The 25,641-nt window shown below is 72.3% G+C and carries 24 protein-coding genes; 12 read left to right on the top strand and 12 right to left on the bottom strand.

The genetic code is table 11. The features are described from left to right. Positions 1 to 15 precede the first annotated feature (15 nt). From AB0I28_RS02515 to AB0I28_RS02480, 8 genes are all read left to right on the top strand, one after another. Positions 16 to 894 carry a LysR family transcriptional regulator gene (locus AB0I28_RS02515; RefSeq protein ID WP_357488904.1) on the top strand — a complete coding sequence of 293 codons (879 nt, stop codon included), beginning with the start codon at positions 16 to 18 and terminating at the stop codon, positions 892 to 894. Between the two features lie 155 nt (positions 895 to 1,049). Continuing rightward, positions 1,050 to 2,507: an NCS2 family permease gene (locus tag AB0I28_RS02510; protein ID WP_357488903.1), complete on the top strand. Its 1,458-nt coding sequence runs from the start codon at positions 1,050 to 1,052 to the stop codon at positions 2,505 to 2,507. A 487-nt stretch (positions 2,508 to 2,994) separates the two neighbouring features. Beyond that, positions 2,995 to 5,469 carry an excinuclease ABC subunit UvrA gene (gene uvrA / locus AB0I28_RS02505; RefSeq protein ID WP_357488902.1) on the top strand — a complete coding sequence of 825 codons (2,475 nt, stop codon included), beginning with the start codon at positions 2,995 to 2,997 and terminating at the stop codon, positions 5,467 to 5,469. 90 nt (positions 5,470 to 5,559) lie between these two features. Further along, complete coding sequence (locus tag AB0I28_RS02500) at positions 5,560 to 8,097, top strand: ATP-binding protein (protein WP_357488901.1); 2,538 nt, start codon at positions 5,560 to 5,562, stop codon at positions 8,095 to 8,097. Positions 8,098 to 8,112: 15 nt separating this feature from the next. After that, the gene (locus AB0I28_RS02495) at positions 8,113 to 8,292 is read left to right on the top strand and encodes a helix-turn-helix transcriptional regulator (protein WP_357489283.1); all 180 of its coding nucleotides are present in this window, start codon (positions 8,113 to 8,115) and stop codon (positions 8,290 to 8,292) included. A gap of 149 nt (positions 8,293 to 8,441) precedes the next feature. Then, complete coding sequence (locus tag AB0I28_RS02490; RefSeq protein ID WP_357488900.1) at positions 8,442 to 10,232, top strand: S8 family serine peptidase; 1,791 nt, start codon at positions 8,442 to 8,444, stop codon at positions 10,230 to 10,232. Positions 10,233 to 10,471: 239 nt separating this feature from the next. Next, entirely contained in the window at positions 10,472 to 10,801 is a 330-nt protein-coding gene (locus AB0I28_RS02485; RefSeq protein ID WP_357488899.1) for a S8 family serine peptidase, read from the top strand. Then, positions 10,750 to 11,076: a S8 family serine peptidase gene (locus AB0I28_RS02480; RefSeq protein WP_357488898.1), complete on the top strand. Its 327-nt coding sequence runs from the start codon at positions 10,750 to 10,752 to the stop codon at positions 11,074 to 11,076. Before AB0I28_RS02485 ends, AB0I28_RS02480 begins: the two co-directional genes overlap by 52 nt. Before the next feature lie 257 nt (positions 11,077 to 11,333). Here the strand turns inward: AB0I28_RS02480 and AB0I28_RS02475 are convergent, their stop codons facing one another. After that, positions 11,334 to 11,897: a hypothetical protein gene (locus AB0I28_RS02475; protein ID WP_357488897.1), complete on the bottom strand. Its 564-nt coding sequence runs from the start codon at positions 11,895 to 11,897 to the stop codon at positions 11,334 to 11,336. Between AB0I28_RS02475 and AB0I28_RS02470 the strand changes: the two genes are divergently transcribed. Both AB0I28_RS02470 and AB0I28_RS02465 read left to right on the top strand, forming a co-directional pair. After that, positions 11,847 to 12,725, top strand: a complete 879-nt coding sequence (locus tag AB0I28_RS02470) for a pentapeptide repeat-containing protein (protein WP_357488896.1) — start codon at positions 11,847 to 11,849, stop codon at positions 12,723 to 12,725. The two genes, AB0I28_RS02475 and AB0I28_RS02470, sit on opposite strands and share 51 nt — an antisense overlap. Before the next feature lie 315 nt (positions 12,726 to 13,040). Further along, positions 13,041 to 13,259 (top strand): hypothetical protein, encoded by a 219-nt coding sequence (locus AB0I28_RS02465; protein ID WP_357488895.1) that lies wholly within the window; start codon positions 13,041 to 13,043, stop codon positions 13,257 to 13,259. Here AB0I28_RS02465 and AB0I28_RS02460 read toward each other — a convergent pair. Genes AB0I28_RS02460 through uraD form a run of 11 tightly spaced genes read right to left on the bottom strand, consistent with a single transcriptional unit; the run spans position 13,237 to position 23,367 of the window. Beyond that, complete coding sequence (locus AB0I28_RS02460; protein ID WP_357488894.1) at positions 13,237 to 13,890, bottom strand: nucleotidyltransferase family protein; 654 nt, start codon at positions 13,888 to 13,890, stop codon at positions 13,237 to 13,239. The two genes, AB0I28_RS02465 and AB0I28_RS02460, sit on opposite strands and share 23 nt — an antisense overlap. 4 nt (positions 13,891 to 13,894) lie before the next feature. Then, positions 13,895 to 14,230, bottom strand: a complete 336-nt coding sequence (locus AB0I28_RS02455; RefSeq protein ID WP_357488893.1) for a hydroxyisourate hydrolase — start codon at positions 14,228 to 14,230, stop codon at positions 13,895 to 13,897. Then, entirely contained in the window at positions 14,227 to 15,579 is a 1,353-nt protein-coding gene (gene allB / locus AB0I28_RS02450; protein WP_357488892.1) for an allantoinase AllB, read from the bottom strand. The genes AB0I28_RS02455 and allB overlap by 4 nt, the downstream gene beginning before the upstream one ends. Further along, positions 15,576 to 16,679, bottom strand: a complete 1,104-nt coding sequence (locus AB0I28_RS02445) for an XdhC family protein (RefSeq protein WP_357488891.1) — start codon at positions 16,677 to 16,679, stop codon at positions 15,576 to 15,578. Before AB0I28_RS02445 ends, allB begins: the two co-directional genes overlap by 4 nt. After that, complete coding sequence (gene pucD, locus AB0I28_RS02440) at positions 16,679 to 18,973, bottom strand: xanthine dehydrogenase subunit D (protein WP_357488890.1); 2,295 nt, start codon at positions 18,971 to 18,973, stop codon at positions 16,679 to 16,681. Before pucD ends, AB0I28_RS02445 begins: the two co-directional genes overlap by 1 nt. Further along, positions 18,970 to 20,322, bottom strand: a complete 1,353-nt coding sequence (locus AB0I28_RS02435; RefSeq protein WP_357488889.1) for an 8-oxoguanine deaminase — start codon at positions 20,320 to 20,322, stop codon at positions 18,970 to 18,972. Before AB0I28_RS02435 ends, pucD begins: the two co-directional genes overlap by 4 nt. Before the next feature lies 1 nt (position 20,323). Beyond that, the gene (locus tag AB0I28_RS02430) at positions 20,324 to 20,794 is read right to left on the bottom strand and encodes a (2Fe-2S)-binding protein (protein WP_357488888.1); all 471 of its coding nucleotides are present in this window, start codon (positions 20,792 to 20,794) and stop codon (positions 20,324 to 20,326) included. Continuing rightward, entirely contained in the window at positions 20,791 to 21,663 is an 873-nt protein-coding gene (locus tag AB0I28_RS02425; RefSeq protein ID WP_357488887.1) for an FAD binding domain-containing protein, read from the bottom strand. Before AB0I28_RS02425 ends, AB0I28_RS02430 begins: the two co-directional genes overlap by 4 nt. A 6-nt stretch (positions 21,664 to 21,669) precedes the next feature. After that, complete coding sequence (gene pucL / locus AB0I28_RS02420) at positions 21,670 to 22,533, bottom strand: factor-independent urate hydroxylase (protein WP_357488886.1); 864 nt, start codon at positions 22,531 to 22,533, stop codon at positions 21,670 to 21,672. 7 nt (positions 22,534 to 22,540) lie between these two features. After that, the gene (gene uraH, locus AB0I28_RS02415) at positions 22,541 to 22,873 is read right to left on the bottom strand and encodes a hydroxyisourate hydrolase (RefSeq protein ID WP_357488885.1); all 333 of its coding nucleotides are present in this window, start codon (positions 22,871 to 22,873) and stop codon (positions 22,541 to 22,543) included. Beyond that, positions 22,870 to 23,367 (bottom strand): 2-oxo-4-hydroxy-4-carboxy-5-ureidoimidazoline decarboxylase, encoded by a 498-nt coding sequence (gene uraD / locus AB0I28_RS02410; protein WP_357488884.1) that lies wholly within the window; start codon positions 23,365 to 23,367, stop codon positions 22,870 to 22,872. The genes uraH and uraD overlap by 4 nt, the downstream gene beginning before the upstream one ends. Before the next feature lie 357 nt (positions 23,368 to 23,724). Here uraD and AB0I28_RS02405 point away from each other — a divergent pair, with 357 nt between their 5' ends. Next, positions 23,725 to 24,327 (top strand): TIGR00730 family Rossman fold protein, encoded by a 603-nt coding sequence (locus AB0I28_RS02405; protein WP_357488883.1) that lies wholly within the window; start codon positions 23,725 to 23,727, stop codon positions 24,325 to 24,327. Positions 24,328 to 24,331: 4 nt separating this feature from the next. Next, entirely contained in the window at positions 24,332 to 25,603 is a 1,272-nt protein-coding gene (locus tag AB0I28_RS02400) for a Zn-dependent hydrolase (protein WP_357488882.1), read from the top strand. The last annotated feature ends 38 nt before the right edge of the window (positions 25,604 to 25,641 follow it).

The following is a 25,641-nucleotide window of genomic DNA, read 5'->3' as shown; positions in this document are numbered from 1 at the left end:
TTAGAATCAGGGCTTATGGAACTGAGGCAGCTGGAGTACTTCGTCGCCGTCGCGGAGGAGGCCGGCTTCACCCGCGCGGCCGAGCGCGTGCACATCAGTCAGTCGGGTGTGAGCGCCCAGATCCGGCAGCTGGAACGGGAGCTCGGAGCGGCCCTCATCGACCGCTCCAGCCGGGGCGCGCGCCTCACACCGGCGGGCGCCGCGGCCCTCGAACACGCCCGCGCGGCGCTCGCCGCCGCCGAGGCGGTGCGGCAGGCCGTCGGCGAGGTCGTCCAGCTGCTGCGCGGGCGGCTCACGGTCGGAATGGTCACCGCCTGCACGGTCACGCCCCTGTTCGACGGGCTGTCGTCCTTCCACGCCGCGCACCCCGGCGTCGAGATCGTCCTCAGCGAGGACACCTCCGATCTGCTCACCGAACGGGTCCGCACCGGTCTGCTCGACCTCGCGCTCATCGGCGCGGCGGGCGAACCGCCCCCGGGGCTCGCGGCGTTCCCGATCGTCAGTGAGCGCCTCGTGGCCGCCGTCCCGCCCGACCATCCGCTGGCGAAGCGGGAACGCCCGACACTCGCCGAGGTCTGCGCCCACCCGATCGTGTGCCTGCCGACGGGAACGGGAATCCGCGAGGTCTTCGACCGTGCCTGCGCGGCGCAGGGGCTCCGCCCCGAGATCACGCTTCAGGCGAGCGCGCCCGACGCCGTCGCCGCGCTGGCCGAACGCGGTCTCGGCGTGGCGGTGCTGAGCGAGTCGACGGTGGTCTCGGGCGACTCCCTGTCGACGGGGGTGATCGACGACGTGGACCTGCCGGGCGTGCTGGCCCTGGTGTGGTCGGAGACGCCGGCGAGTCCCGCGCTGCGCACGCTCGTCGGGCACCTGCGCCGCGCCTTCGGAGGGTGACCGGCCGCATCGGTCGCGAACGTGCGGTTCCCGAGACCTGGCCGAGACCATATCGGGGCCGTGAGCAGGGAGGACGGCGCGCGGGTTAGCCTCTTGGCGACCGACCGGAGATCATCGTCGATCTACCTCTCGCCCGCGGCATTCTCGGGAGTGTCATGCCCTCGTCAACGTCCAAAGAATCCACGCCACAGCCACCGCAGCCGCCCCCGGCGGCCGGTACCAACTCCTTCGACCGGTACTTCGAGATCAGCGCGCGCGGCTCCAGTCTGAGCAGGGAACTGCGCGGCGGCCTCGCCACGTTCTTCACCATGGCCTACATCCTGGTGCTCAACCCGATCATCCTGGCCGGAGCCGAGGACAAGTACGGGCAGCACCTGTCGACCGTGCAGCTGGTCACCTCGACGGCGCTGGTCGCGGCGATCATGACGATCCTCATGGGCATCGTCGGGCGCCTCCCGGTCGCGCTGGCGGCCGGCCTCGGCATCAACGCCGTGGTCGCCTACCAGCTCGCGCCGCGCATGGCGTGGGCCGACGCGATGGGCCTGGTCGTCATCACCGGCATCGTGCTGTGCGTGCTGGTCGCCGGCGGTATCCGCAAGGCGATCATGGACGCCATCCCCATGCAGCTCAAGCAGGCCATCGCCGTCGGCATCGGCCTGTTCCTCGCCTTCATCGGCTTCGTCGACGCCGGCTTCGTCAGCCGCATCGGCGACGCCGCCGGCACGACCGTCCCCGTGCAGCTCGGCACCGACGGACAGCTGTCGGGCTGGCCGATCCTGGTGTTCTGTCTCGGCGTGCTGCTGACCTTCGCGCTCATGTTGCGCAAGGTGAAGGGCGCGATCCTGATCAGCATCCTCGGGATGACGATCGTGGCGATCATCATCGAGGCCGTCGCGCCCGGACAGCAGTGGGGTCTGACCAAGCCGGCCTTCCCCGACTCCGCCGTCGCCGCGCCCGACTTCGGGCTGCTCGGCGACTTCAGCCTCACCGGCGCCTTCGGCGAGGTGACCGCGCTGACGGTGGTGCTGCTGGTCTTCACACTGCTCCTGTCGGACTTCTTCGACACGATGGGCACCGTCGTCGCGGTGTCCGGCGAGGCCGGCCTGCTCGACGAGAACGGGCAGGTTCCCCGGATCGGCCGCGTGCTGATGGTCGACGCCGTCGCCTCCGCCGCCGGTGGCGCCAGTTCGTCCTCGTCGGCGACCTCGTACATCGAGTCCGCCGCCGGTGTCGGCGAGGGCGCGAGGACGGGGCTGGCCAGCGTCGTCACGGGTGTGCTGTTCGCCGTGGCGCTGTTCTTCACCCCCGTGCTGACGATCGTTCCGATGCAGGCCGCCGCGCCGGCGTTGGTCGTGGTCGGCTTCCTGCTGCTGACGCAGGTACGGCACATCGACTGGTCCGACCTGACGGTGGCCATCCCGGCCTTCCTGACGATCGCGGTCATGCCGTTCACGTACTCGATCACCAACGGCATCGGCGCGGGCTTCGTGTCCTTCGTGGTGCTGAAGCTGGTGGCGGGGAAGGCGCGGCAGGTGCACTGGCTGCTGTGGATCGTGTCGGCACTGTTCACGGTGTACTTCTTCTCGGCGCCGATCGAGGCGTGGGTGTTCTAGGGGTAGGTGCGGCGCTCGCCGGGAACCGCGCTGTGGCCGGCGCTTGAGGGACTGGGCGCTGGGCGGCGGTGAGATGTCGCAGGGTTGGCCGTCGGTTGGACCGGCGGGGAGGCCGGCCGGAGCGGCTTGGCGCGGCTCCGGCCGGCTGGAACCGCTTGGCGTAGTGGGCCGGCGGGGAACGGCCCGTTTGGGACGGCCCGTCGCAATGCGGCGGGCCGTCCCTCCGTGGACGGAGCAGCGGATCAGCGGATCAGCGGATCAGCGGCGTGACAGTAGGGCGCTGCGAGGTGGGACGGCGCCCAGCGGGGTGATGCGAGAGCGAGGACCCCTGCGGCGAGGCGCGTCCGGCAGGGTGGTGCGGCGACGGGGAGGCTGCGGCGGCGACCCGCTCCCGCTCCCGCTGTTGAGGCGACGCTCGCCCAACGTGGCCCGCCGAGTCGAAGGCGGTTCGCCTTCCCTCCGGTCGCGCGGGCGATACCGTCGACCCATGATCACCACGGACTCCGGCACGCCCGACCCGGACCCGTTCATCCGCGTCCGCGACGCGCGCGAGCACAACCTGCGGCACGTCGACCTCGCCGCCCCGCGCGACCGGGTCGTGGTGTTCACGGGCGTGTCGGGCTCGGGCAAGTCCTCGCTGGCCTTCGGCACGATCTACGCCGAGGCGCAGCGGCGCTACCTGGAGTCGGTCAGCCCCTACGCCCGGCGGCTGATCGAACAGGTCGGCGCGCCGAAGGTCGGTGAGATCACCGGCCTGCCGCCCGCGGTGGCGCTCCAGCAGTCGCGTGGGGGCGGCGGCGCCCGCTCGTCGGTGGGCACGGTGACGCACCTGTCGAACGTGCTGCGGATGCTCTACTCGCGTGCCGGCGACTACCCGCCGGGCGCGGAGCGGCTCGACTCCGACTCCTTCTCCCCCAACACCCAGATCGGTGCCTGCCCGCACTGCCACGGCATCGGCACCGTCCACGACGTCGACCCCGAACGGATGGTCCCCGACCCCTCGCTGAGCATCCGCGAGGGCGCGATCGCCGCGTGGCCGGGCGCGTGGCAGGGCAAGAACTACCGCGACATCCTCGGCGAGCTCGGCGTCGACGTCGACCGGCCGTGGCGGGAGCTGCCGGCGGAGCGCCGGGAGTGGATCCTGATGACCGAAGAGCAACCCGTCGTCACCGTCCATCCCGTCCGCGACGCCTCCCGGATCACCCGGCCCTACCAGGGCACCTACAGCAGCGCCCGCCGCTACGTGCTGCACACCTACGCCACGACCCGCAGCGCGTCCATGCGCGCACGGGCGGCGCGTTTCCTCAGTTCGCGTCCCTGTCCCGTCTGCGGCGGGAAACGCCTGCGGCCGGAGGCACTCGCGGTGCGCTTCGCCGGCCGCGACATCGGCGAGCTGGCCGGACTGCCCCTGACCGACCTCGCCGAGCTGCTGTCGAAGACGTCGCCCGAACGCGCCGGCGGCGCCGAGGCGGAGGCGGCCCGCGCGCTGATCGCCAACCTCGTCGAGCGTGTCGCGACGATGACCGACCTCGGCCTGGGCTACCTGGCGATGTCGCGGTCGACGTCGACACTCTCCCCCGGCGAGTTGCAGCGGCTGCGGCTGGCGACGCAGCTGCGCTCGGGACTCTTCGGGGTCGTCTACGTCCTCGACGAGCCTTCGGCGGGCCTCCACCCGGCCGACACCGAGGCGCTGCTGGCGGCGCTGCGACGCCTGCGTGAGGCCGGGAACTCACTGCTGGTCGTCGAGCACAACCTCGACGTGATGCGCCGCGCCGACTGGATCGTCGACGTCGGTCCGGGCGCCGGTGAGCGCGGCGGGCTCGTCCTCTACTCCGGCGCGGTCGACGGGCTCGCGGAGGTCGCCGATTCGGCGACGGCGCGGTACCTGTTCGGCGACGCGCGGCCCACTCGCCCGCAACCCCGCGCGCCTTCCGGCTGGCTGGAACTGAACGACGTCACCCGCCACAATCTCCGCGGGCTCTCGGCGCGCTTCCCACTCGGCACGCTCACCGCGGTGACGGGGGTGTCCGGGTCGGGGAAGTCCACCCTGGTCAGCCAGGTCCTCACGGCGGTGGTCGCCGCGAACCTGGGCGGTGAACCGCCCCAGCAGGGTGAGGAGTCGCCGGAGGGCGCGCTCGTCGAGGACGACCCGGCGGCGGGGGTGTCCGCCTCGGGCCTCGACGCCATCGACCGGCTCGTGCTCGTCGACCAGCGGCCCATCGGCCGCAGTTCCCGCTCGAACCTGGCCACCTACACGGGCCTGTTCGACACGATCCGCAAGATGTTCGCCGCCACCGACGCCGCCCGCGAGCGCGGCTTCGACGCCGGGCGCTTCTCCTTCAACGTGCCGGGCGGGCGCTGCGAGCACTGCCAGGGCGAGGGCGAGATCCACATCGAGATGCTGTTCCTGCCGGGCGCGGCCGCGCCCTGCCCGGTCTGCCGGGGGCGGCGCTACAATCCCGAGACGCTGGAGGTCGAGGTCCGCGGCAACTCGATCGCCGACGTGCTGGAGATGACGGTGGAGCGGGCGCGGGAGGTGTTCGCCGACGTGCCGGGCGCGGCGCGGGCGCTGTCGGTGCTCGACGAGGTCGGCCTGGGCTATCTGCGGCTCGGCCAGCCGGCGACGACGTTGTCGGGCGGTGAGGCGCAGCGGGTGAAGCTCGCCTCGGAGCTCCAGCGGCGAAGGCGGGGCAGCACGCTATACGTCCTCGACGAACCGACCACGGGCCTGCATCCGGCCGATGTGGACCTGCTGATGGCGCAGTTGCGGGGACTGGTCGAGGCGGGGAACACCGTGATCGTCATCGAGCACGACATGCCGGTGGTCGCCGCGGCGGACTGGGTGATCGACATGGGACCGGGAGGCGGTGACGCGGGCGGCCGGATCGTCGCCGAGGGGCGCCCGGACGAGGTGGCGGCCGCCGGAGGCGTCACCGGGCGCTTCCTCGCCGAAGAGTTCTGACGGACCCGTCGAAGGCGCCGAAGGACCGAGCCGGGAAGTCCAAGATCGGGGTATCTTTTCAAGGCGCGTCGCCGGTGACGAGGAGTGCGGATGAGCACGAACGGCAGTCTCATCGAACGCGCCGCCGTGCTCGCCGAGCTGCGGGATCGCCTGTCGGGCACCGGCCGCGTCATCCTGTGGGGTCCCGACGGGATCGGTAAGACCACGCTGTTCCACGCCGTCGTCGACCAGCCCGAGTCCCTGTCGCTGCGCGCCTACCTCTCCGAGACCTACCCGCGCCAGCCTTACGCGGCGGTGACCGACCTGCTCGCGGCGATCCCCGCGGAGACGCTCGCCGAACTTGGCGAGCCGCGGCGGGCCGCCCTCTCCGTCCTATTACGCCAGTCCGGGCAGGCCCTCGCGCCGGACCGCGTCTCGGTGCGGCTCGCCGTCCTCGACGCGCTCAGCGCCCTGTCGGCCGACCGGCGGGTCCTTGTCGCCGTCGACGACGCTCACTGGCTCGACGAGGGCAGTGCCGACGTCCTGCGCTTCGTATGCCGCAACCTGCGACCGGACCGGCTCGCGGTGCTGCTGGCCACCGACGACCTCGGTGCCGTCGGCGAGATCTGCGGCAGCCCCTGCCAGGAGCTGCTGGTCCCGGACTGGAGCGTGGCCGAGATGGCCGAGTTGCTCACCGGTGTCGGCATCGCGACGCGCCTGGCCGGGCGCATCCACGCCGCCGCGGGCGGGAATCCGGCGCTGGCGCTGCGCATCGCCGGCGCCATCGGGACGGGACCACCGCGCGCGCCGCTCCCCGCGCCACCCGAGATCGGCGCCGCCGCGCGCCAGTCGATCCGGCGCAGACTCGGCCGTCTCTCCCGACGCGGGCGGGAGACCCTGCTGCTGGCCGCGCTCGCCGAGCGCCCGACGGTGCGGCTGCTGCGCGCCTGCGGTCGCCGCCAAGTGCACGAGGATCTCGCCTGCGCGGTCGCCGAGGGGCTCGCCGGTGTCGATGCCGACGGCGGGATCCGCTTCAGCGCCGGGCTGGTCGGCGACACCCTGCGCCTCGACGCTGCCGAGACGGCGCTGGCCTCCGCCCACCGCGCGCTCGCCGCCGCCGTCGCCGACCCCGTGGCGGCGACCTGGCACCGCGCGCTGTCCACCGACGCGGTCTCCGAGCCCCTCGCCGAACGCCTCGACGAGGCCGCCGACACCGCGCAGCACCGCGGCGACCGGCGCACCGCCGCCGAACTGTCCATGCTGGCCGCCGAGCGCACGCCCGCGTCCCTGACCGAGGACGCCGTCCGCCGCTATCGCGCCGCCGCGCGGCAGGCCGCCCTGGCCGGGGACACCGAGCTGACCCAGCGCGCCGCGCAGGCGGTTCTCGACCGGGCCACCGATCCCGCCGACCGGGTGCGTGCGCGCCTGTCGGTCATGGAGGTCGCCGGGCAGGCCTTCGACGTTCTCGACGAGGTCTTCGCCGACGCCGAGGTGCACGCCGCCGGGCATCCCGAACTGCTCGCCGAGGTGCGGCTGTGGCTCGCCTGGCGAGCGCACCTCCGCGACGGCGACACCCGCACCGCCGCGCGCCTCGCCCGCGAGGCGGTCGCACTGGCCGACGGCCGCGCGGGGCGCGGTTTCCTGGTCGAGGCCATGGCCACCGTCGCGCGCTTCCAGTTCATCTGCGGCGAACCCGGTTCGGAGGAGATCCTCGCCCGCGCCGAGGCACTGTGCACACCGGACGAACCGGCCAGCCCACACGGGGCGCCCGGCTTCGTGCGGGCGCGCCTGGCCCTCTTCGACGACCGGCTCACCGAGGCCCGCGAAGACCTGCTTCGGCTCCTGCCCGTCGCACACCGCCTCGGCGAGATGAAGGCACTGGTCGAGGTCTGGCGCAGTCTCGCCGAGGTGGAACTGCGCGCAGGCCGCTGCGGGGTCGCCCGCGACTACGCGCGCCGCGCGGTCGCCCACGTCGCCGACAGCCAGGGCTCGCCGGGCTCGGCGCTCTATGCCGCTTCCCTCGTCGAAGCAGCCTGCGGCGACCTCGACATGGCGGAGTCCTACGCCCGCCAGGGCCTGCGGTCATCCCGCGAGGACCACGACATCTGGTTCACCGCCAACAGTCTCTTCGCGCTCGGCCGGGTGCAGACCGCGCTCGGCGACGCGCCCGCCGCCGTCGACTCGCTGCGCAAGGTCCAGACCCTGCACACCGCCTTCGAGGTCGCCGACCCCTCCGTCCTGCACTGGCACGCCGAACTCGCCGAGGCGCTCGCCGTCGCCGGTGACCTGGCCGGTGCCGCCGAGGTCTGCGACAAGTCGCGCGCGGCGGCCGTCGAGTTCGACCGGCGTCCCGTCCTCGCCGAGCTCGACCGCGCCGAGGCTGCCGTGCGGCTCGGCACCGGGGACGTGGAGGGCGCGGCGGCGCTGCTGTCCTCGGCACGCGAGGTCTTCGCCGCGCGCGGGCTGCCGCTCGAAGAAGGCCGGGCGCTGCTGTCGCTCGCCCGCCTGGAAAGGCGCCGGCGACGGCGGTCGGCGGCGCGGGCGACGCTCATCGAGGCCGAGGAGATCTTCAGCCGCTGCGAGGCGACGGTCTGGCTGGAGTCGACCGCCCGCGAACGCGCCCGGCTCGAACCGGGGACCGCACCCTGACCCGCCGATGCCCGCCTGACGCCCGCCGAGGCCCGCATCGCCGACCTGGTCGCCGCCGGGGCGTCCAACGGCGAGGTCGCCGCGCAACTGTTCGTCAGCGTCAAGACCGTCGAGGCGACCCTGACCCGCATCTACCGCAAGCTGGGCGTCCGCTCGCGCGGACAGCTCGCCGCCGGCGGCCGGGCGAGGGACTGACCCCACCCCTCCCCTACCTTTCGCGGAGGGAATTCCCCAGTAGCGGCGCCCGGCGTGCGCTCATAGCGTCGGCTCATCGACGGCGCCCGGCAGAGGCGCCGCACTTCCCGGACCGGCCATCCCCGCCGGGTCCCGAAAGGACCGAGCACATGAGAACGACGAACCTGTGGCGGACGGCGGCCGCCGTCGGCGTCGCCGCGGCCTGCGTACTCCTGACCGCCCCGGCGGCGCGGGCCGAGACCGGCGACATCCGCAACGCCGGCGGCCCGTCCGCCGTCGAAGGCCGCTACATCGCGGTGTTCGAGGACTCCGCCGTGCCCGGCGTCGCCGCCTCCGTCGAGTCGAAGGCGGCGGGCCTCGCCGAGCGGTATCGAGGGACCGTCGACCTGACCTACCACGCCACCATCCGCGGCTTCTCGACCACGATGGACGCCGCCGACGCCCGCCGCATGGCCGCCGACCCCGCCGTCTCATACGTCGAGGCCGTGCACACCGTGCGGCTCGCCGACGACCAGGCCGACCCGCCGAGCTGGGGCCTCGACCGCGTCGACCAGGCGAACCTGCCCCTCGACCGGAAGTACGGCTATCCGTCCACCGGCGGACAGGGCGTCACCATCTACGTCCTCGACACCGGCGTGCGCATGACGCACCAGACCTTCGGCGGCCGCGCGGTCTCCGGCCACGACTTCATCGACAACGACTCCAATGCCTCCGACTGCCACGGGCACGGCACCCACGTGGCCGGCACCACGGCGGGCGCCGAGTACGGCGTCGCGAAGAAGGCCAAGGTCGTCGCCGTCCGGGTCCTCGGCTGCGACGGCAGCGCTCCCAACGACGTCATCGCCAAGGGCATCGACTGGGTAACCGCCAACGCCGTCAAACCCGCCGTCGCGAACATGAGCCTCGGTGACAACGGCAGCCACCCCGTCATGGAGGACGCCGTCCAGCGCTCCATCGACAAAGGCATCCAGTACTCCCTCGCGGCGGGAAACAACGGCGGCAACGCCTGCGACTTCTCCCCGGCCCGGCTCCCGGCGGCCGTCACGGTCGGATCCAGCGCCGAGAACGACTCACGCAGCGGTTTCAGCAACCTCGGCACCTGCCTTGACCTGTTCGCGCCCGGCTCGAACATCGTGTCCTCGGCCAACGCCGGCGACAGCCAGCGCGCCACCATGAGCGGCACGTCCATGGCCGCACCCCACGTCGCGGGCGCCATCGCGCTCTACCTCGCGGGCAACCCGACCGCGACCCCCGCACAGGTTCGCGACGCGATCGTGAACAACGCCACGCCGGGGAAGGTCACCAACCCCGGCTCGGGCTCCCCGAACAAGCTCCTCTACACCGGCTTCATCGGCGGCCCGCCGCCCGCCGAGGACGACTTCTCCGTGCTCGCCGACCCCGGCTCGGCGACCGTCGACCCGGGCCAGTCGGCGAGTTCGACGGTCAAGACGACGATCACGAAGGGTTCCGCGCAGGAGGTGAAGCTGACCGCTTCGGGTCTGCCGTCCGGCGCGCAGGCCGCGTTCAGCCCGGCGACGCTCGACTCGGGGCAGTCGTCGGCCTTGACCGTGTCGACATCGGCGAGCACTCCGGCGGGCGCATATTCGGTGACGATCACCGCGACCGGCACGAAGGCGACCCGGACGGCGGGCTTCACGCTCGTGGTCGGTGACGACGGCGGTGAACCCGGCGATCCGGTGGCGAGCTTCACGCAGACCTGTTTCAACCAGGGTTTCCGCTTCTGCATGTTCGACGGGACGGCGTCGTCGAGCCCCGGCGGGCAGATCACCGGTTTCCGGTGGAGCTTCGGTGACGGGACGAGCGGGTCGGGTTCGCTGACCTCGCACTTCTACAACGGTCCGGGCAGCTACCGGGTGACCTCGACGGTGACCGACTCGACCGGGGCGACCGGGACGGTGACCAAGGTGGTGACGCTCTGAGTGGGAACGGAGTGAACCGGTGAGGGCCGGGGCGGGGCGCGGTGCCGAGCGTCCCGCCCTCGGTGCGTCCCGACCGCCGCCCTCGCGGACCTTCCAATGTGGACTGGTGCCCGCGGAACAGAGTGTGCCGCAGGTCGGGGCTCCGCAGGCGTGGCAGGCCGGGTACACCGGTGAGGGTGTCACGGGTCGCGGTCCTCGACAGCGGCTAAGACGCGGCTCACCCGGATCTGACGGGGCTGGTGACGGCGGCGGAGGACTTCACCGGCACCTCGCCGGGTGGTGTCGACGACCTCGGGCACGGGACGCATGTGGCGTCCATCGTGGCCGGGTCGGGGGCCGCCTCCGACGGCCGGTTCAAGGGTGTGGCGCCGGGCGCGAGGCTGATGTCGGGGAAGGTCTGCGTCAAGGCGGGCATGTGCGAGGTGAGCGCGGTGATCGCCGGTGTCGAGTGGGCCGCGCGGGGCGGCGCCGACGTGGTCAACGCCAGCATCGGCATCTACCTGTCCGACGGCACCCGATGTCGCTGTCGCTCAACGCCCTCACCGCCGAGACGGGGACGCTGTTCGTGATCTCCTCGGGCAACGAGGGGAACGTGGAGACGGTGCTGGCGCCCGGATCGGCCGACGCCGCTTTGACGGTCGCTTCGGTGACCAAGGGCGACGCGCTGTCCTGGTTCACCAGCCGTGGGCGGCCCGTTGGTAACAGACGTGTCATACGCGGCAAGGTAGTGCCGCTGGCCTGCGGGGCCCCTGAGGCACCGTCCGCCAGCAATGGTTCCCACGATGTTGGTCGGCAGCCGCGGGTGGGCTGGCGCAGAAGGGACATTTATCGGGTATTCGGTTGATGGTGGTCTTGGTGTCCATGGGGGACGGTCACCGGATGGGTTCAGGGGGCGAAGGCCGAGTCGGGAAAGTGTCGCGGGGCTGGTGGCGGCGGTGGTGGTGGGCGGTCCCGGTCGGGCTCGTGCTTGTCATCGGTGCGTTGTTGATGATCGATCTGTTGTGGACGGCGGCCGGCGCTGACCGCACGCGGCAGATGGATGCCGCTCAGAGGACGTTCACCATCGTCGTCGGTTTGGGCGGTGCGGTTACTCTCGCGGTGCTAATCCACCGGCAGGTCGTCGCCTCGGCCGAGCACAAGCGCCAGCTCGAAGACCAGACCCACCGCATCGCCGATGCCGAACGCCGCTTCGAACATGCTGAACGCGTTGCCGCCGCCACGCAGCATGATGCGATCCAGAAACGCGCGCAGGAGCTGTTCTCCAAGTCGGTTGACCAGCTCGGCAGCGAGAAGGCCGCCGTACGGGTCGGCGCCCTTCATGCCTTGGACGACCTCGGTCAAGAACACCCCAAGCGCCGGCGTGCGGTGATGGACGTGTGGTGTTCCTACCTGCGCATGCCACCATCCGACCCGCCAATCAGTGGCCAGCCAACCAAGCTGGAACTCAACGGTGAAGGCGGGAGTGTGGTGACGTCGCGCCAGGTGTGGCCGGCGGAGGAGCTGCAGGTGCGTGCCACCGCGCAGCGCCTCATAGGCGACCACCTCCGTGACCCACGCCCCGAAGCAGATCGCGACGACACCAGCCCTGAGCCCTTCGAGAGGTTCTGGGGTGCCATGGACATCGACCTCGCTGGCGCCGACCTCCATAACCTTGACTTCAACCACTGCCACCTCCTGACCGGCGAGTTCGGGGAGGCGACGTTCTCCAAGTCCGCCGGGTTTGACGGGACGCGGTTTGCTGGGCGCGCCAATTTCGCCGGGACGCGCTTCGCCGGGTTCGCCGGGTTCGCTGGGGCGGCGTTCGCTGGGCTGGCCGTGTTCAGCAGGGCGATGTTCGCCAGGCCCGCCAGGTTCGACGGGGTGACGTTCGCCAGGGATGTCAGGTTCATGGGGGCGGTGTTCGCCGGGTACGCCAGTTTCGGTGGGGCGGGATTCGCCGAGTCCGTTGACTTCGGTGGCGCGGCGTTCGCCAGGCAAAGCAGTTTCAGGGGGGCGGCGTTCGGCAGGTATGCCAGGTTCGTTGAGGTGGCGTTTACCGGGACCGTTGACTTCAGCAAGACGAGGTTTACCGGGCTCGCCATGTTCCTGGAGGCAGAGTTCGCCGATAGCGCCAGGTTCTGCGAGGTGGAATTCGCCCAGGAGGCCGGGTTCGCTGGGGCGGCGTTCGCTGGGCACGCCATGTTCCAGGAGGCGGAGTTCGGCGAGGATGCCAGCTTCGTCGGGGCGAAGTTCGCCGGGCCCGCCAGCTTCGGCCGGGCGAAGTTCGCCCAGACCCTCAGGTTCCTCGGGGCGAACTTCGCGATGCCAGATCGAGTAGGCCTAGAGGTGGGCCTGCACCTGGTGTTCCTTCATCTGTTGCCGCCGGGGTGGCGTGCCGCACGCCGTCGCCGGGGAAGCCGACGGCCCGCCGATGATGGGCCTGGCCGAGTGCTGGAGCGGGACCCGGCGTTCTCGAACTCTTCAGCGGTGTCTCTCGATTCCTCCAGTGGCTGAGGAACGGGGCCGGTGGGAATCGGCGTCTACCGGTCATCGAACCTGCCGTGAGCGGCAAGTAGCACGTTCTCCTGCATCCACCCGACGCTAAACCCAACCCGAGATCAACAGCGGTGGTGGGGGTGATGTGGCGCTGGTGGGTCCGCTGGTAACGGACGTGTCATGAGCCGCAATAACCGGCGAGTGGACCTTCGCCACGGCCACCACGGATCCGGACGCCTGGACACCGGTGGGCCTGATCACCGTACGGGTCGGGGCCTCCGGCATCGTCGACGGCGCGGCCCACGCGGTCGTTCCGCAGATCGTCGCGCTCGAGTGGTCCGCCCGGCCGGGACCGCCGACCTCGACTTCGAGGTCTCCTACGACGAGGGCGGGACCTGGACGGCCGTGGCGGTCCTGCGTCTGGGCGACCGGGCGTGGACGGTCCTGGCGCATCGCCGGGGCGCCGAGTCGGTCTCGGTCCGCTCGACGGTCGCCGACACGGCCGGCGACACCGCGATGGTCAACGCCGTCAAGGCGTGGAATCTGCGCTGAGGGAGACCCGGCCGCACCAGGAACCTGTTGGCGCGGCCGGGCCCCCGCCGATCAGCAGACGGAGATCGGCGGGCGTGTCGACGTCGGCGGGATAGGCGACGTCGTGACATGGGACGCGCACGACGCGATCGGCGTGCGCGCGCAGGTGGCCGCGCGCTCCGGCGTCGCCGACCGCGAGGCGGGCGACGCCGGGGAAGTGCGCGCGGGTGAACAAGACCGGGTGGCCCGTGGCGCCCTCGTAGGCGGCGACGGCGAGTTCGGCGCCCTCACGGTGTGCGGCGATGACCCGCGCGACGGCGGCCGGGGTGATGCCCGGCTGGTCGACGAGGAGGACGACGACCGCCTCGGCGTCCTCGGGCAGCGCGGCCAGACCGGCGCGGAGTGAGGAGCCCATTCCGTCGCTCCAGTCGGGGTTGACGACACGGTGGCAGCCCCCGGGGGTCGGTATCTCGGCCGCCGAGGCGCCGAGAACTATGTGGACGGTGTCGCAGCCGCCGTCGGCGAGGTTGGCCGCGGCGTGTTCGGCCAGTGAGCGGCCGCGATGGCGCAGCAGTGCCTTGGGGCGGCCGCCGAGGCGGCGTCCTGCTCCTGCGGCCAGCAGCAGCCCCGCGACGCGCGGTCGGGAACGCATCCGGTCACCCGTACTCGTTCTGGACGAGGTAGGCGTGCGCGGCGGCCAGGACGGTGACGCGCAGGCTGGGGTCGCGGTCGCTGAGGCGCAGGGCGACGATGATCTCGGGATAGAAGCTGTTGAGGCCGAGGCCGGTGAAGTACCGGTCGGTGTCGAGCACGCAGCGGTAGGACAGGGCGCAGTCGTCCTCGGGTTCCCATTTGGCGACCCGGCCCTCGGTGTCGGTGCGATGGCAGGCGACGACCTCCCACCCGTCGTCGGCGCGGCGCTCGAAGCGGACCGGGAGCTGGGCCACCGGCATGCCGCTGTGAGCGTCGTGGACCTCTATCGAGACAGTCATGACCGACCGCTTTCGGGTGTCGGGGACAAGTGGCGTGCGGGTTCACGGGAGAGAAGCCGGCCGGCGCCGGGTAGTGCTCCGGCGAGCCAGGTCGAGCGGACCCGGCCGGTGAGTTCGCGTCCGGCGTAGGGGGTCACGGGGTTGCGGTGGGCGAGTCGGAGGGGGTCGACGGTGACGGTCTCCCCAGGCACGAAGCGGACCAGGTCGGCGGCGTTGCCGACGGCGATCGAACCCTTGCCGGCGGTCGTGTCGAGTCCGGCGAGGCGTGCGGGAGCGGTGGACATCCACGCGGTGACCTCGGCGAGGCCGTACCCGCGCCGCCGCGCCTCGGTCCACATGAGACTCAGACCGAGCTGGAGTGAGGAGATGCCGCCCCAGGCGGTGGCGAAACTGCCGGTGCGCTTGAGGTCCTCGGTCGCCGGGGAGTGATCGGAGACGACGCAGTCGATGGTCCCGTCGGCCAGCGCCGCCCATAGCCGGTCGCGGTTGCCGGCGTCGCGGATGGGCGGGCAGCACTTGAACTCGGTCGCGCCGGACGGGACCTCGTCGGCGTCGAGGACGAGGAAGTGCGGGCAGGTCTCGGCGGTGACGGCCGTCCCCCTCGCCTTGGCGTCCGCGATGAGGTCGGCGGCACCCGCCGCCGAAAGGTGCAGGATGTGGACGCGGGCGCCGGTCTTCTCGGCGGCCTCGATGACGCGCGCGACGGCGTCGACCTCGGCGCGGGCGGGACGCGACGCCAGGAAGTCGCGGTAACGGGGACTGTCCGGCGCCGCGGTGAGCGCGCCGGGATCCTCGGCGTGGACGAGCAGGACGCTGCCGAGGCGGGCGATCTCGCGCGCGGCGGCGAGCAGCCCGGCCTGGTCGAGCGGGGGGAACTCGGGGACGCCGCTGTCGGACAGGAAGCACTTGAAGCCGAAGGCGCCGGCCTCGTGCAGCGCGGCGAGTTCGCCCAGGTTGCCCGGGACGGCGCCGCCCCAGAAGCCGGTGTCGACCGCGCAGTGCCCGCTCGCGGCGGCGCGTTTGACGTCGAGAGCGGCGGCGTCGACGGTCGGCGGGAGGGAGTTGAGGGGCATGTCGATCAGCGTGGTCACTCCCCCGGCGGCGGCCGACGCGGTGGCCGTGGCGAATCCCTCCCATTCGGTCCGGCCGGGTTCGTTGATGTGGACGTGGGTGTCGACGAGGCCGGGCAGGAGCGCGTCATCGGCGAGGTCGACGGTCTGTGCCGCGGGCAGGAAGTCGTCGTATCCGCCGATCGCGGCGATGCGGCCCGCGCGCACGCCGACGGCGGCCGGGGCCTCCCCGGCGGGCAGGACGGCCCGGCGCGAGCGCAGTACGAGGTCGAAGGTCATGCCGTAGCCCCCTTGCGGTGCAGTGCGCCGGTCAGCGAGGACAGCTGCCTTCCCGTGCGGCCGTGGCGGACGGCGACGACCTCGGCCATGATCGACAGCGCCGTCTCCTGCGGGGTGCGGCCGCCGAGGTCGAGGCCGATGGGGGCGTGCAGGGCGGCCAGTTCGGTCGCACCGACGCCCGCCTCGGTGAGCAGCTCGGCGCGCCGCCGGGAACTGCCGCGCGAGCCGAGCGCGCCGACGTAGGCGAGGGGGCGGCGCAGTGCCTCGGCGAGCAGCGGGACGCTGAACTTGGGGTCGTGGGTGAGGTCGCAGACGACGGTGTCCGGGCCGGTCTCGGTGGTCGCGAGATAGCGGTGCGGCCAGTCGGTGACGAGTTCGGTCCCGGCGGGGAAGCGTTCGGAGCGGGTGAACAGCGGCCTGGCGTCGCAGACGGTCACGCGGTAGCCGAGCAGTGCGGCCGTCTCGCTGAGCGCCGCGGCGAAGTCGACCGCGCCGAAGATCAGCAGCCGGGGCGGGGCCGGCAGGCTCTCGACGAAGACCTCGACCTCGGCGGCGTCGCCCGCGCGCGGGAAGAGCCGGGCTCCGGTGCTCCCCTCGGCGAGCATGGCCCGCGCGGTGACGATGATGCGGCGCCGGAGGACCGGGTCGGCGGGACCCTCGCCGGACGCGGAGCCGTCGGCGTCGACGGCGAGGCCCCTGCCGATGAGGTGCTCGGGGCCGCGCACGATCCGCGTGAGGGCCACCGCGCGGCCGGCGGTCAGCGCGGCCAGGGTCGCCGACGCGGCCTCGTCGCGGGAGGGGTCGACGCGCTGCACGAAGACCTCCATGGCGCCGTCGCAGCTCAGCCCGATGGCGAAGGGATCGTCGGGGACGTAGCCGAAGCCGAGCAGGCGGGGCGGCGCGCCGCCGAGGGCGGCGAGGCAGAGTCGGTGCACCTCGGCGTCGACGCAGCCGCCGGAGACCGCGCCGTGCACGGCGCCCTCGGCGGTGACCGCCATGGCGGTGCCCGGCGGCCGGGGCGTGTTGCCGCGCGTGTCGAGGACGGTGGCGAGCGCGAAGGGCTCGGTCCGCCGGCGCAGGTGTTCGTGGAGGTCTCTCATCACGCACCCACCAGGTCCCAGGGGCGGACGGGGACGCGGGTCACCGGGCGGCCGGTGGCGGCGCGGATCGCGGCGATGACGGCCGGTGTCGCCGAGAGGGTCGGTGGTTCGCCGGCGCCGCGCAGGCCGTAGGGGGCCTCGGGGTCGGCGTACTCCAGGATCTCCAGGCGCATCGCGGGCATGTCGAGGGTGGTGGGGATCAGGTAGTCGGTGAAGCCGGCGTTGCGGATGGCGCCGCCGGCGACCTGGATCTCCTCCATGAGGGCGAGGCCGAGGCCCTGCGCCGTGCCGCCGTGGATCTGGCCTTCGACGGAGCGCCGGTTGAGGATGCGGCCGACGTCCTGGACGGCGGCGAGTTCGACGACCTTGACGAGGCCGAGTTCGGTGTCGACGTCGACGACGGCCCGGTGCACGCAGAACGCGAACTGGGTGTGGGTGTCGCCTTGTCCGGTGACGGGGTGCATGGGGGTGGTCGGGCGGTGGTGGAACTCGCGGGTCTCGTCGAGGACGGTGTCGCCGAGGAGTTCGTGGAGGGAGGCCAGGACGCCGTCGCGGACGGAGACGACCTTTCCGCCCTGCAGGGACAGGTCGCCGTCCGGGCGGCCGCCGCCGGCGAGGGCGAAGACCTGTTCGCGAACGGCTTCGCAGGCGGCCTTCACCGCGCCCCCGGTCATGTAGGACTGGCGGGAGGCGGAGGTGGAGCCGGCCGAGCCGACGGTGGTGTCGGGACGGGCGAGCAGGACGCGGTCGACGCCGAGTTCGGTGCGGGCGATCTGGGCCTGGACGGTGATGCCGCCCTGTCCGACCTCGGCGGCGGCGGTGTGGACGAGCGCGGTGGGTTCACCGTCCACGATGGACAGGCGGACGCGCGCGGTGGAGTAGTCGTCGAAGCCCTCGGAGAAGCAGATGTTCTTGATGCCGACGGCGTAGCCGACGCCCCTGGCGAGGCCTTCGCCACGGGTGGTGTTCCCGACTCCGCCGGGCAGGCTCTGCGGCTCGGTGTCGCGATCGGCGGCGGGCATGGGCAGTTCCCGTGCCTGGTAGAGCATCTGGGCGAGGGGCGCGGGGGCCGAGATGACCTGGCCGGTGATGATGCGCGAGTTCTGGCGGACGGCGTTGATGGCGCGCACCTCGACGGGGTCGAGGCCGACGCGTTCGGCGATGCGGTCCATCTGGGACTCGTAGGCGAAGCAGGTCTGGACGGCGCCGAAACCGCGCATGGCACCGCAGGGCGGGTTGTTGGTGCGCACTCCGTAGGCGTCGATCTGGACGTGCGGGACCTCATAGGGGCCGACGCTGAGGGAGGCGGCGTTGCCGACCACCGCGCCGGTCGAGGAGGTGTAGGCGCCGCCGTCGAGGATCAGTTCGGCCTTGACGTAGACGAGTTTTCCGGCCGAGGTGGCGCCGTGCTCGTAGCGCATGCGGGCCGGGTGGCGGTGGACGTGCCCGGTGAAGGACTCCTCGCGGTTGAGGACCATCCGCACCGGGCGTCCGGTGCGCAGCGCGAGCATCGCGGCGTGCACCTGAACCGAGAGGTCCTCGCGGGCGCCGAACGCGCCGCCGACTCCGGCGAGGACCACGCGCACGCTCTCCTCGGGAAGACCGAGGCACGGCGCGATCTGGGCCCGGTCGACGTGCAGCCACTGGGTCGCGGCGTGTATCTCGACGCCGCCCTCGGTGGGCAGCGCGAGGCAGGCCTCCGGCCCGAGCGGCGCCTGGTCCTGCATGCCGACCTCGTACTCGCCGGTGACGACGATCTCGGCGTGCATCCCGTTGGGGTCACCGGTGCGGACGGGCTGGTGGCGGACGAGGTTGCCCAGCGGGCCGACCTTGGGCGCGTCGGGGTCGAAGGCCGCCCGGCGCGGGTCGGTGAGGGCTTCGAGCGGTTCGTAGCCGACCGCGACGAGCGACGCGGCCACGCGAGCCGTCTCGGCGTCGTCGGCGGCGACGATCGCGACCGGCTCGCCCCAGTAGCGCACCTCGCCCTGGGCGAGGACGGGCTGGTCGGCCTCGTCGAGTCCATAGTGGGCGGCGCCGGGGATGTCGGCGTGGGTCAAGACGGCGTGCACGCCGGGCAGAGCGAGCGCTGCGGTGGTGTCGACGCGGGTGACCAGTGCCCGGGCGTGCGGGCTGCGGACGGTGGCGCCGTGGAGCATGCCGGGGACGGTGAGGTCGGAGGCGTAGTCGTACTCGCCGGTGACCTTCGGTTCGCCGTCGGGTCGGGGCGCGGAGTCGCCGACGGCTCCGCCGTGGAAGGCGGGCAGGTCGGGAGTGCGAAGGGCGTTGCCGGTCATCGGATTCCTCCGGCGATACGGCGTGCGGCGGTCTCGGCGCGCAGCGCGAGTTCGATGGGGTCGAAGGTGCGCGGGGAGCCGCCGTCGATGACGGGGCGCCCGTTGACGATGAGGAGTTCGACGGGCGCGGGCGGGCCGAGGACGAGCGCGGCGACGGGGTCGGCGATGCCGCGGTGGCCGAGGCCGTCGAGGCGCCACAGGGCGATGTCGGCGAGTTTTCCGGCCTCCAGGGAGCCGATCTCGGCTTCCCGGCCGAGGCAGCGGGCGCCGCCGACGGTGCCGAGGGCGAGGGCTTCACGGACGCTGAGGGCCTCGGGCCCGCCGGCGATGCGGGCGAGGTAGAGCGCCTGGCGAAGTTCCTCCGCCATGAGGCCGGACTCCTGGGAGGCGGGTCCGTCGACGCCGAGGCCCACAGGGACGCCGGCGTCGAGGAGGGCGCGCACAGGCGCGATCCCGGCGCCCAGGCGGCCGTTGGAGCTCGGGCAGTGGGCGATCGCGGTGCCGGCGCGGGCGAGCTGCTTGATCTCGGTCTCCGACAGGTGCACGCCGTGGGCGAGCCAGGCGTCGTCGCCGAGCCAGCCGACCTGTTCCAGGTACTCGACGGGGCCGCAGCCGTGGACGCCGCGGCAGAAGGTCTCCTCGTCGAGGGTCTCGGCGATGTGGGTGTGCATGCGGACGCGGCCCGCGCGGGCGAGTTCGGCCGAGCGGGCGAGCAGTTCGGAGGAGACCGAGAAGGGCGAGCAGGGCGCGACGGCGACGCGGAGCATCGAGTCGGGCGAGGGGTCGTGGTGGCGGTCGATCGCCTCGAAGGTGGCGTCGAGGATGGCGTCGATGTCCTCGACGGCGTCGTCGGGCGGGAGGCCGCCCGCCGACTGGCCGCGGTCCATGGATCCGCGGCAGGGGTGGAAGCGCAGCCCGACGGTCCGGGCGGCCTCGATCTCGGCCGTGAGCAGGTCGGCGCCGCCGGGGAAGAGGTAGTGGTGGTCGGCGGTGGTGGTGGTTCCGGACATGGCCAGCCAGCCGAGTCCGGCGGCGGCGGCGTCGTGGGTGATCTGCTCGTCCAGCCGCGTCCACATGGGATAGAGATGCTGGAGCCAGCCGAAGAGGGTGGAGTCCTGGGCGAGGCCGCGGGTGGCCCACTGGTAGAGGTGGTGGTGTGTGTTGACCAGTCCGGGCGTGGCCAGGCAGCCGCGCCCGTCGACGCGTCGCGCGTGTGGGTGCGGCGGGGCGGGACCGGCGGCGACGCCGGCGATCCGGTTCCCGTCGACGACGATGTGGCCGAGGGTGTGCTCGGTTCCGTCGGGGTCGACCGTGGCGATCGCGCAGTTTTCGATGATGAGTGTCGCCATGTCACTGCCCTCGCAGTCGTTCGGCGGCCATGCCGGCCGCTTCGACGATCTTCTGGTAGCCGGTGCACCGGCAGAGGTTCCCGGCGAGCCCTTCGCGGATGTCGGCCTCGGAGGGGTCGGGGTTGCGTTCGAGGAGGTGGTCGAGGCTCATCAGCAGGCCGGGTGTGCAGAAGCCGCACTGGACTCCCCCGGCCTTGAGGAAGCAGTCCTGTGCGGCGCAGAGCCGGCCGCCCTGGGCGAGTCCTTCGACGGTCACGACGACGGCGCCGTCGGCCTGTCCGGCGGGGACGAGGCAGGCGCACACGGCATCGCCGTCGAGGCGGACGGTGCAGGATCCGCATTCGCCCTGTTCGCAGGCGTTCTTGGCGCCGGTGAGGCCGAGCCGTTCGCGCAGCACGTGCAGGAGGCTCTCGTGGGGTCGGACGTCCTCGACGGTCCGGGACACGCCGTTGACGGTCGCGGTGAGGTTCATCGGTGGCCCTTCAGGTAGTCCGTCCAGCACCACCGCAGCGCGCGGGAGGCGAGGACGCCGAGCGAGTGCCTGCGGTATCCGGCCGTCGCGCGGAGGTCGTCGATGGGTTCGGCGGCGGCGGAGACGAGTTCGGCGAAGCGGGAGGTGATCGGCCCCGGGAGCGGGCGTTTGCGGTCCCAGTAGTCGCCGGCGGTGAGTTCGGCGTTGAGGTAGCGCTCGGCGGCTCCGGCGACCAGCGGTGTGGGGCCGGCCGAGCCGATGCCGGTGCCGACGCGCCGCTCGTCGCGGTGCAGGGCGACGGCGAAGGAGCTGACGGCGATGACCATGGCGTTGCGCACGCCCACCTTGGAGAACTGCTGGGGACCGGTCGCCTTCGGGACGAGGAGGCCGCGGATGAGCTCGTCGGGGGCCAGGGCGTTGCGGCGCGGACCGAGATAGAACTCGCGCGCGGGGATCAGGCGCTGGCCCCGCGGCGACTCGACCTCGATGGTGGCGCGGGTGGCGAGCAGGACCGGGTGGCAGTCACCGGCGGGTGAGGCGGTGCCGAGGTTGCCGCCGATGGTGCCGCGATTGCGGATCTGGGGCGAGCCGACGGCACGCGAGGCCGCCGCGAGCGCCGGGGCGTGCTCCCCGAGTTCGGCGAGCATGGCGGTGTAGGTCATCGCCGCGCCGATCCACAGCCACGCCGAGCGGTCCTCCCAGCCGGCGAGGTCCGGAACGCGGCTGAGATCGAGCAGGGCCGTTGGCCGCAGGCCGGCGAGGTTCATCCTGGGCATGAGGTCGGTTCCCCCGGCGACGGGCAGGGCGTCGGGGTGGGCGGCCCGCATGGCCAGGGCCTCGCCCCAGCTTCGGGGCCGCAGATCGTCCATCGCCGGTCACCACCACGCCGGGTCGGCCGCGGGGACGCCTTCTCGCATGAGGGCGCCTTCGATGAGGCCGTGGGGCTGGTCAGTGGCCACGAAGACCTCGTTGGGGTTGTCGAGGCCGAAGTGGCTGAGGTCGACGGGGATGTGGTGCTGGTTGGGCAGCGACAGTCGCACCTCGACCACGGCGGGGCAGGTGTTGAGCACCTTCTCGCCCATGGCGTAGAGGGTCTGCTGGAGAGAGCGGCTGTAGGTCTCGGCGAAGCCGGTGACCAGTGCCCTGCGGATGTCGGCGTGCCAGGTGTCGAAGTCGCCGGCGGTCTCGCGGTAGCGCCAGTTCGCCGAGACGGAGGTCGCCATGATGCGGTCGGTGGTCTCGGGCAGAGTCGTGTACTCGTCCTTGACGAAGCCGCGGAACTCCGACCCGGTGGAGTTGAGCAGGGTCAGGCCGCTGAGTCCGCCGACGACCCAGGTCTCGTCGGCGTCGTGGGTGACGGCGACGGTGCGGCGCTCGCCGTCCTGGCGGACGAAGGAGTGCTGCGGGGTGATCCGGTCCCAGCGGTGCTGGGAGATGCCGACGCGGGAGCGGCTCACGGTGGGCTGACTGCGCACGAAGTGCCGGGCCAGGAGGAGGGCGAAGTCCTCGATGCGCTCGACGCCGTACTGCTTGGCGAAGGCGTAGACGGTGTTCTTCTGCGCGTCGGTGGTGAGCACGCCGGTGTTGTCGCCGGTCAGATAGGTGGACTCGAGATCGCCGGTGAGGGCGATGTCGACGTCGAGGTCGGTCAGGAAGTGGCGCTCACCGTCGCGGGCCACGTGGACCAGGCGGATCGCCCGTTTCCCGTAGCGGTGGCTCTGCAGGAGGCTGTCGCTCATGTCAAGATCAACTTCCCTGGTAGGTGGAGTAGGCGAAGGGGCTCAGCAGGAGGGGAACGTGCAGCTTCGCGGTGGGCTCGGTGACCAGCACCGACACGGCGATCTCGGGATAGATGGTGTGCACGCCGAGGGCTCCGAAGTAGACGCCCGTATGGAACGCGAGCCGGAAGAGACCGGCACCGTTGATGGACGAGCCCCAGTCGCGGATGCGTCCGTCGGCGTCGGTTCGGGCGCTGGCGACCTGCTTCCAGTCGCCCTTGTCCTGGTAGTCGAGCAGGACCAGCATCCCGGAGACCGGGCGCCCGCGGGTGGAGTCGAGTACGTGGGTCGAGATGGTCATGATCCGATCAGTCCTTCCAGGCGGCCTCGGGTGATGTCGGTCAATTCGGCCCGCACCACGGCCAGTTCTCGCGCTTCGCCGTGCCCGAGACGGGCGCGGAGTGCCGCGAGGACCTCCGTTCCGGTGCGGCCGGCGGCCCGGATGAGGAACACGTGCCCGAAGCGGTGCTCGTAGTCCCTGTTGCCCGAGGCCAGTTCTTCGGCCAGTTCTTCGTCCGCGGTGGCCACACCCGCTTGCTCTCGTCGCGACCACGCCTCGTGCCGGCCGGTCCCGCGAGGCCGCTCCCCGATGCGGGGATGGCCGTCGGCGAGGGCCCAGATCTCGGCACCGGTCAACGCCGCCAGCTCGTCCGCCGAACGGTCCGCGAGGGCCCGGACCGAGCGGTAGGGCCGCCCGTCCGCCAGTGCCCTCGCCCACCGGGGCGATCCGCAGCACGCCTGGAGCGCGGTCGCGCACTCCTCGGCCGGCATGTCGTTGAACGCGGTCAGCGACATGTCCTCAGCCCCAGATCGTCTCGTCGCAGTGCGGGTCGTCGCAGGGCTCGAGGGGGGTGCAGCCGAGGTTGGAGTTCGCGGGCTTCGACATGGTCCACATCCTTTATATCGGGCCGGTTCGTTCCGGCTGAGTTGAAGAATGTGGCCCCCTGCTGTCGTGCCCCTTCCATCTCGCTAAGCCCCGCGAAGGCGCGCGGAGACAGGCCGGCGATAGCGCGGAGATAGAGATCCACGGCGTGCCTGACGAGGGCTTTCGCCGATTGCCCCGCGATAGGCGGCTAATAGCCGGCGTTGGTGGACTCGCCGGTACTCGCCCGGGACCCGGGCGGCCCCCTCGTTTCTTTCGGAAGGACTCACATGACGACCCTGACGGCGTCCACGCACGCCTCACCGCGTCGACCGACCGGAACATCCGTCGCCGTGTTCTGCGGCGCCCGCCCGGGCACACCCGCGGCCGCCGCCGTCGCCCGGCGCGTCGGTGAACTCCTCGGCCGCGGCGGCCACCGGCTCATCTACGGCGGCGGCGGTTCGGGGCTGATGGGCGAGCTCGCCTGGTCGGCCTACGAGCACGGCGCGGGCATCCTCGGCGTGCTCCCCGGATTCCTGCACGAGAAGGAGCGCAACATCGCCGCCCCGCCGCAGACGGTGCGGCTGACCGAGTCGATGGACGAGCGCAAGGCGGTGATGCTCGCCGAGGCCGACGCTTTCCTCGCGCTGCCCGGCGGCTACGGCACCGTCGACGAGATCCTCGACGTCATCTCGCTGACCTACCTCGAACAGCACCGCAAGCCCATGGCACTGGTCCAGGTCGAGGGCGAGTGGGTCGGTCTGGCCGAGGTTCTCGACGGGCTGGTCCGGGGCGGCTACGCCGATCCGCTGCCCGGCGACCTCTTCCAGGTGATGGACGACCCCGTCAAGGCCGTCGAACTGGTGACCGCCCCCGTCGCGACGGTGAGGTGACACCATGCTCAACACGTCTGTGCGGTCGGCGTCACCGCATCCGCGAGAGGCCGCCGTCCGCGTCGACGGGCTGCGCCTGCTGGAGACTCTGGCCGGCCTCGCCGAGTTCGGCGCTGACGCACAGGGCGGCGTGTCGCGGGAGGCTTTCAGCCTCGCCGACGACGCCGCGCGCGACTACCTCGCCGGGATCGCCCGCTCCGCCGGACTGTATCCGCGCGTCGACGAGGCGGGAAACCTCATCGTCCGCATGGCGGCCGAGCCCTCCGGGCGCCCGGTCTTGCTGATGGGCTCGCATCTCGACAGCGTCACCAACGGCGGGAAGTACGACGGCGCCTACGGCGTGGTCGCCGCGCTGGAGACCCTGCGCTCCTTCGCCGAACAGGACGTCCGGACGCGCTTCGAGCCGGTCATGATCGCCTTCACCAACGAGGAGGGGGCGCTTTTCCCGCAACCCTTCTGGGGCTCGATGGCCGTGGCGGGCGTGCTCGCCGACGCCGAGCAGGCCGTCGACCGGGCGGGGAACTCGATCCGGGGGCCCCTCGCGCGAGCCGGCGGCGACCTCGACAGCATCCACCGCGCCGCCTGGCCCGCCGGTTCCATCGGGGCCTACCTGGAGCTGCACATCGAGCAGGGCCCGATCCTCGAACGACGAGGGTTCCCCATCGGAGTGGTCGACGCGATCGTCGGCCGCACCATCTTCGAGTTCACCGTCGACGGACAACAGAACCACGCCGGCACGACCCCGATGGACTGCCGCAGCGACGCCCTGGTCGCCGCCGCGCAGATCGTGCTGGCCGTCGAGGACGTCTCCAAGCAGCGGCGCCTGTGCTCGGTGAGCACCGTCGGGCTGCTCGACGTCGAGCCCGGGCTGACCAACGTCGTGCCCGGCCGCTGCCACCTGTCCGTCGAGATCCGCGACACCAGGCCCGAGCAGCTCGCCAAAGCCGAGGCGGCGCTGACCGGCGCGGCCGGCGAGATCGGGCGCGCCACCGGCACCGAGGTCTCGGTCGAGGTGACGATGCGCTCGTCCCCGGTGCACACCGATCCGCTGCTGTCGGCGGCGATCGAGGCGACCGCCGAACGCCTCGACCTGCCGACGATGACCCTGTCGAGCGGCGCGGGCCACGACGCGCAGATCATCGGCGCCGTCGCGCCCATCGGAATGATCTTCGTGCCCAGCGCCAACGGACTCAGCCACTCCCCCGAGGAGCACACCGACGACGTCCACCTGATGGCGGGCGCCGACGTGCTGGCCTCCACGGCGGCAAATCTCTGACCGGCCGGCGCGGCCGGCCCCAGCGAGGACGGAATAGT

It is taken from the genome of Phytomonospora sp. NPDC050363 (genome assembly GCF_040655735.1).
GTDB lineage: Bacteria > Actinomycetota > Actinomycetes > Mycobacteriales > Micromonosporaceae > Phytomonospora.
This window is presented reverse-complemented; position numbering and strand designations above follow the sequence as displayed.

Bases quoted from the DNA above. Each gene is read 5' to 3' on its own strand.
- AB0I28_RS02515 (WP_357488904.1), top strand. From the start codon at position 16: ATGGAACTGAGGCAGCTGGAGTACTTCGTCGCCGTCGCGGAGGAGGCC.
- AB0I28_RS02510 (WP_357488903.1), top strand. From the start codon at position 1,050: ATGCCCTCGTCAACGTCCAAAGAATCCACGCCACAGCCACCGCAGCCG.
- uvrA (WP_357488902.1), top strand. From the start codon at position 2,995: ATGATCACCACGGACTCCGGCACGCCCGACCCGGACCCGTTCATCCGC.
- AB0I28_RS02500 (WP_357488901.1), top strand. From the start codon at position 5,560: ATGAGCACGAACGGCAGTCTCATCGAACGCGCCGCCGTGCTCGCCGAG.
- AB0I28_RS02490 (WP_357488900.1), top strand. From the start codon at position 8,442: ATGAGAACGACGAACCTGTGGCGGACGGCGGCCGCCGTCGGCGTCGCC.
- AB0I28_RS02480 (WP_357488898.1), top strand. From the start codon at position 10,750: ATGTCGCTGTCGCTCAACGCCCTCACCGCCGAGACGGGGACGCTGTTC.
- AB0I28_RS02470 (WP_357488896.1), top strand. From the start codon at position 11,847: ATGGACATCGACCTCGCTGGCGCCGACCTCCATAACCTTGACTTCAAC.
- AB0I28_RS02460 (WP_357488894.1), bottom strand. From the start codon at position 13,890: ATGCGTTCCCGACCGCGCGTCGCGGGGCTGCTGCTGGCCGCAGGAGCA.
- AB0I28_RS02455 (WP_357488893.1), bottom strand. From the start codon at position 14,230: ATGACTGTCTCGATAGAGGTCCACGACGCTCACAGCGGCATGCCGGTG.
- allB (WP_357488892.1), bottom strand. From the start codon at position 15,579: ATGACCTTCGACCTCGTACTGCGCTCGCGCCGGGCCGTCCTGCCCGCC.
- AB0I28_RS02445 (WP_357488891.1), bottom strand. From the start codon at position 16,679: ATGAGAGACCTCCACGAACACCTGCGCCGGCGGACCGAGCCCTTCGCG.
- pucD (WP_357488890.1), bottom strand. From the start codon at position 18,973: ATGACCGGCAACGCCCTTCGCACTCCCGACCTGCCCGCCTTCCACGGC.
- AB0I28_RS02435 (WP_357488889.1), bottom strand. From the start codon at position 20,322: ATGGCGACACTCATCATCGAAAACTGCGCGATCGCCACGGTCGACCCC.
- AB0I28_RS02430 (WP_357488888.1), bottom strand. From the start codon at position 20,794: ATGAACCTCACCGCGACCGTCAACGGCGTGTCCCGGACCGTCGAGGAC.
- AB0I28_RS02425 (WP_357488887.1), bottom strand. From the start codon at position 21,663: ATGGACGATCTGCGGCCCCGAAGCTGGGGCGAGGCCCTGGCCATGCGG.
- pucL (WP_357488886.1), bottom strand. From the start codon at position 22,533: ATGAGCGACAGCCTCCTGCAGAGCCACCGCTACGGGAAACGGGCGATC.
- uraH (WP_357488885.1), bottom strand. From the start codon at position 22,873: ATGACCATCTCGACCCACGTACTCGACTCCACCCGCGGGCGCCCGGTC.
- uraD (WP_357488884.1), bottom strand. From the start codon at position 23,367: ATGTCGCTGACCGCGTTCAACGACATGCCGGCCGAGGAGTGCGCGACC.
- AB0I28_RS02405 (WP_357488883.1), top strand. From the start codon at position 23,725: ATGACGACCCTGACGGCGTCCACGCACGCCTCACCGCGTCGACCGACC.
- AB0I28_RS02400 (WP_357488882.1), top strand. From the start codon at position 24,332: ATGCTCAACACGTCTGTGCGGTCGGCGTCACCGCATCCGCGAGAGGCC.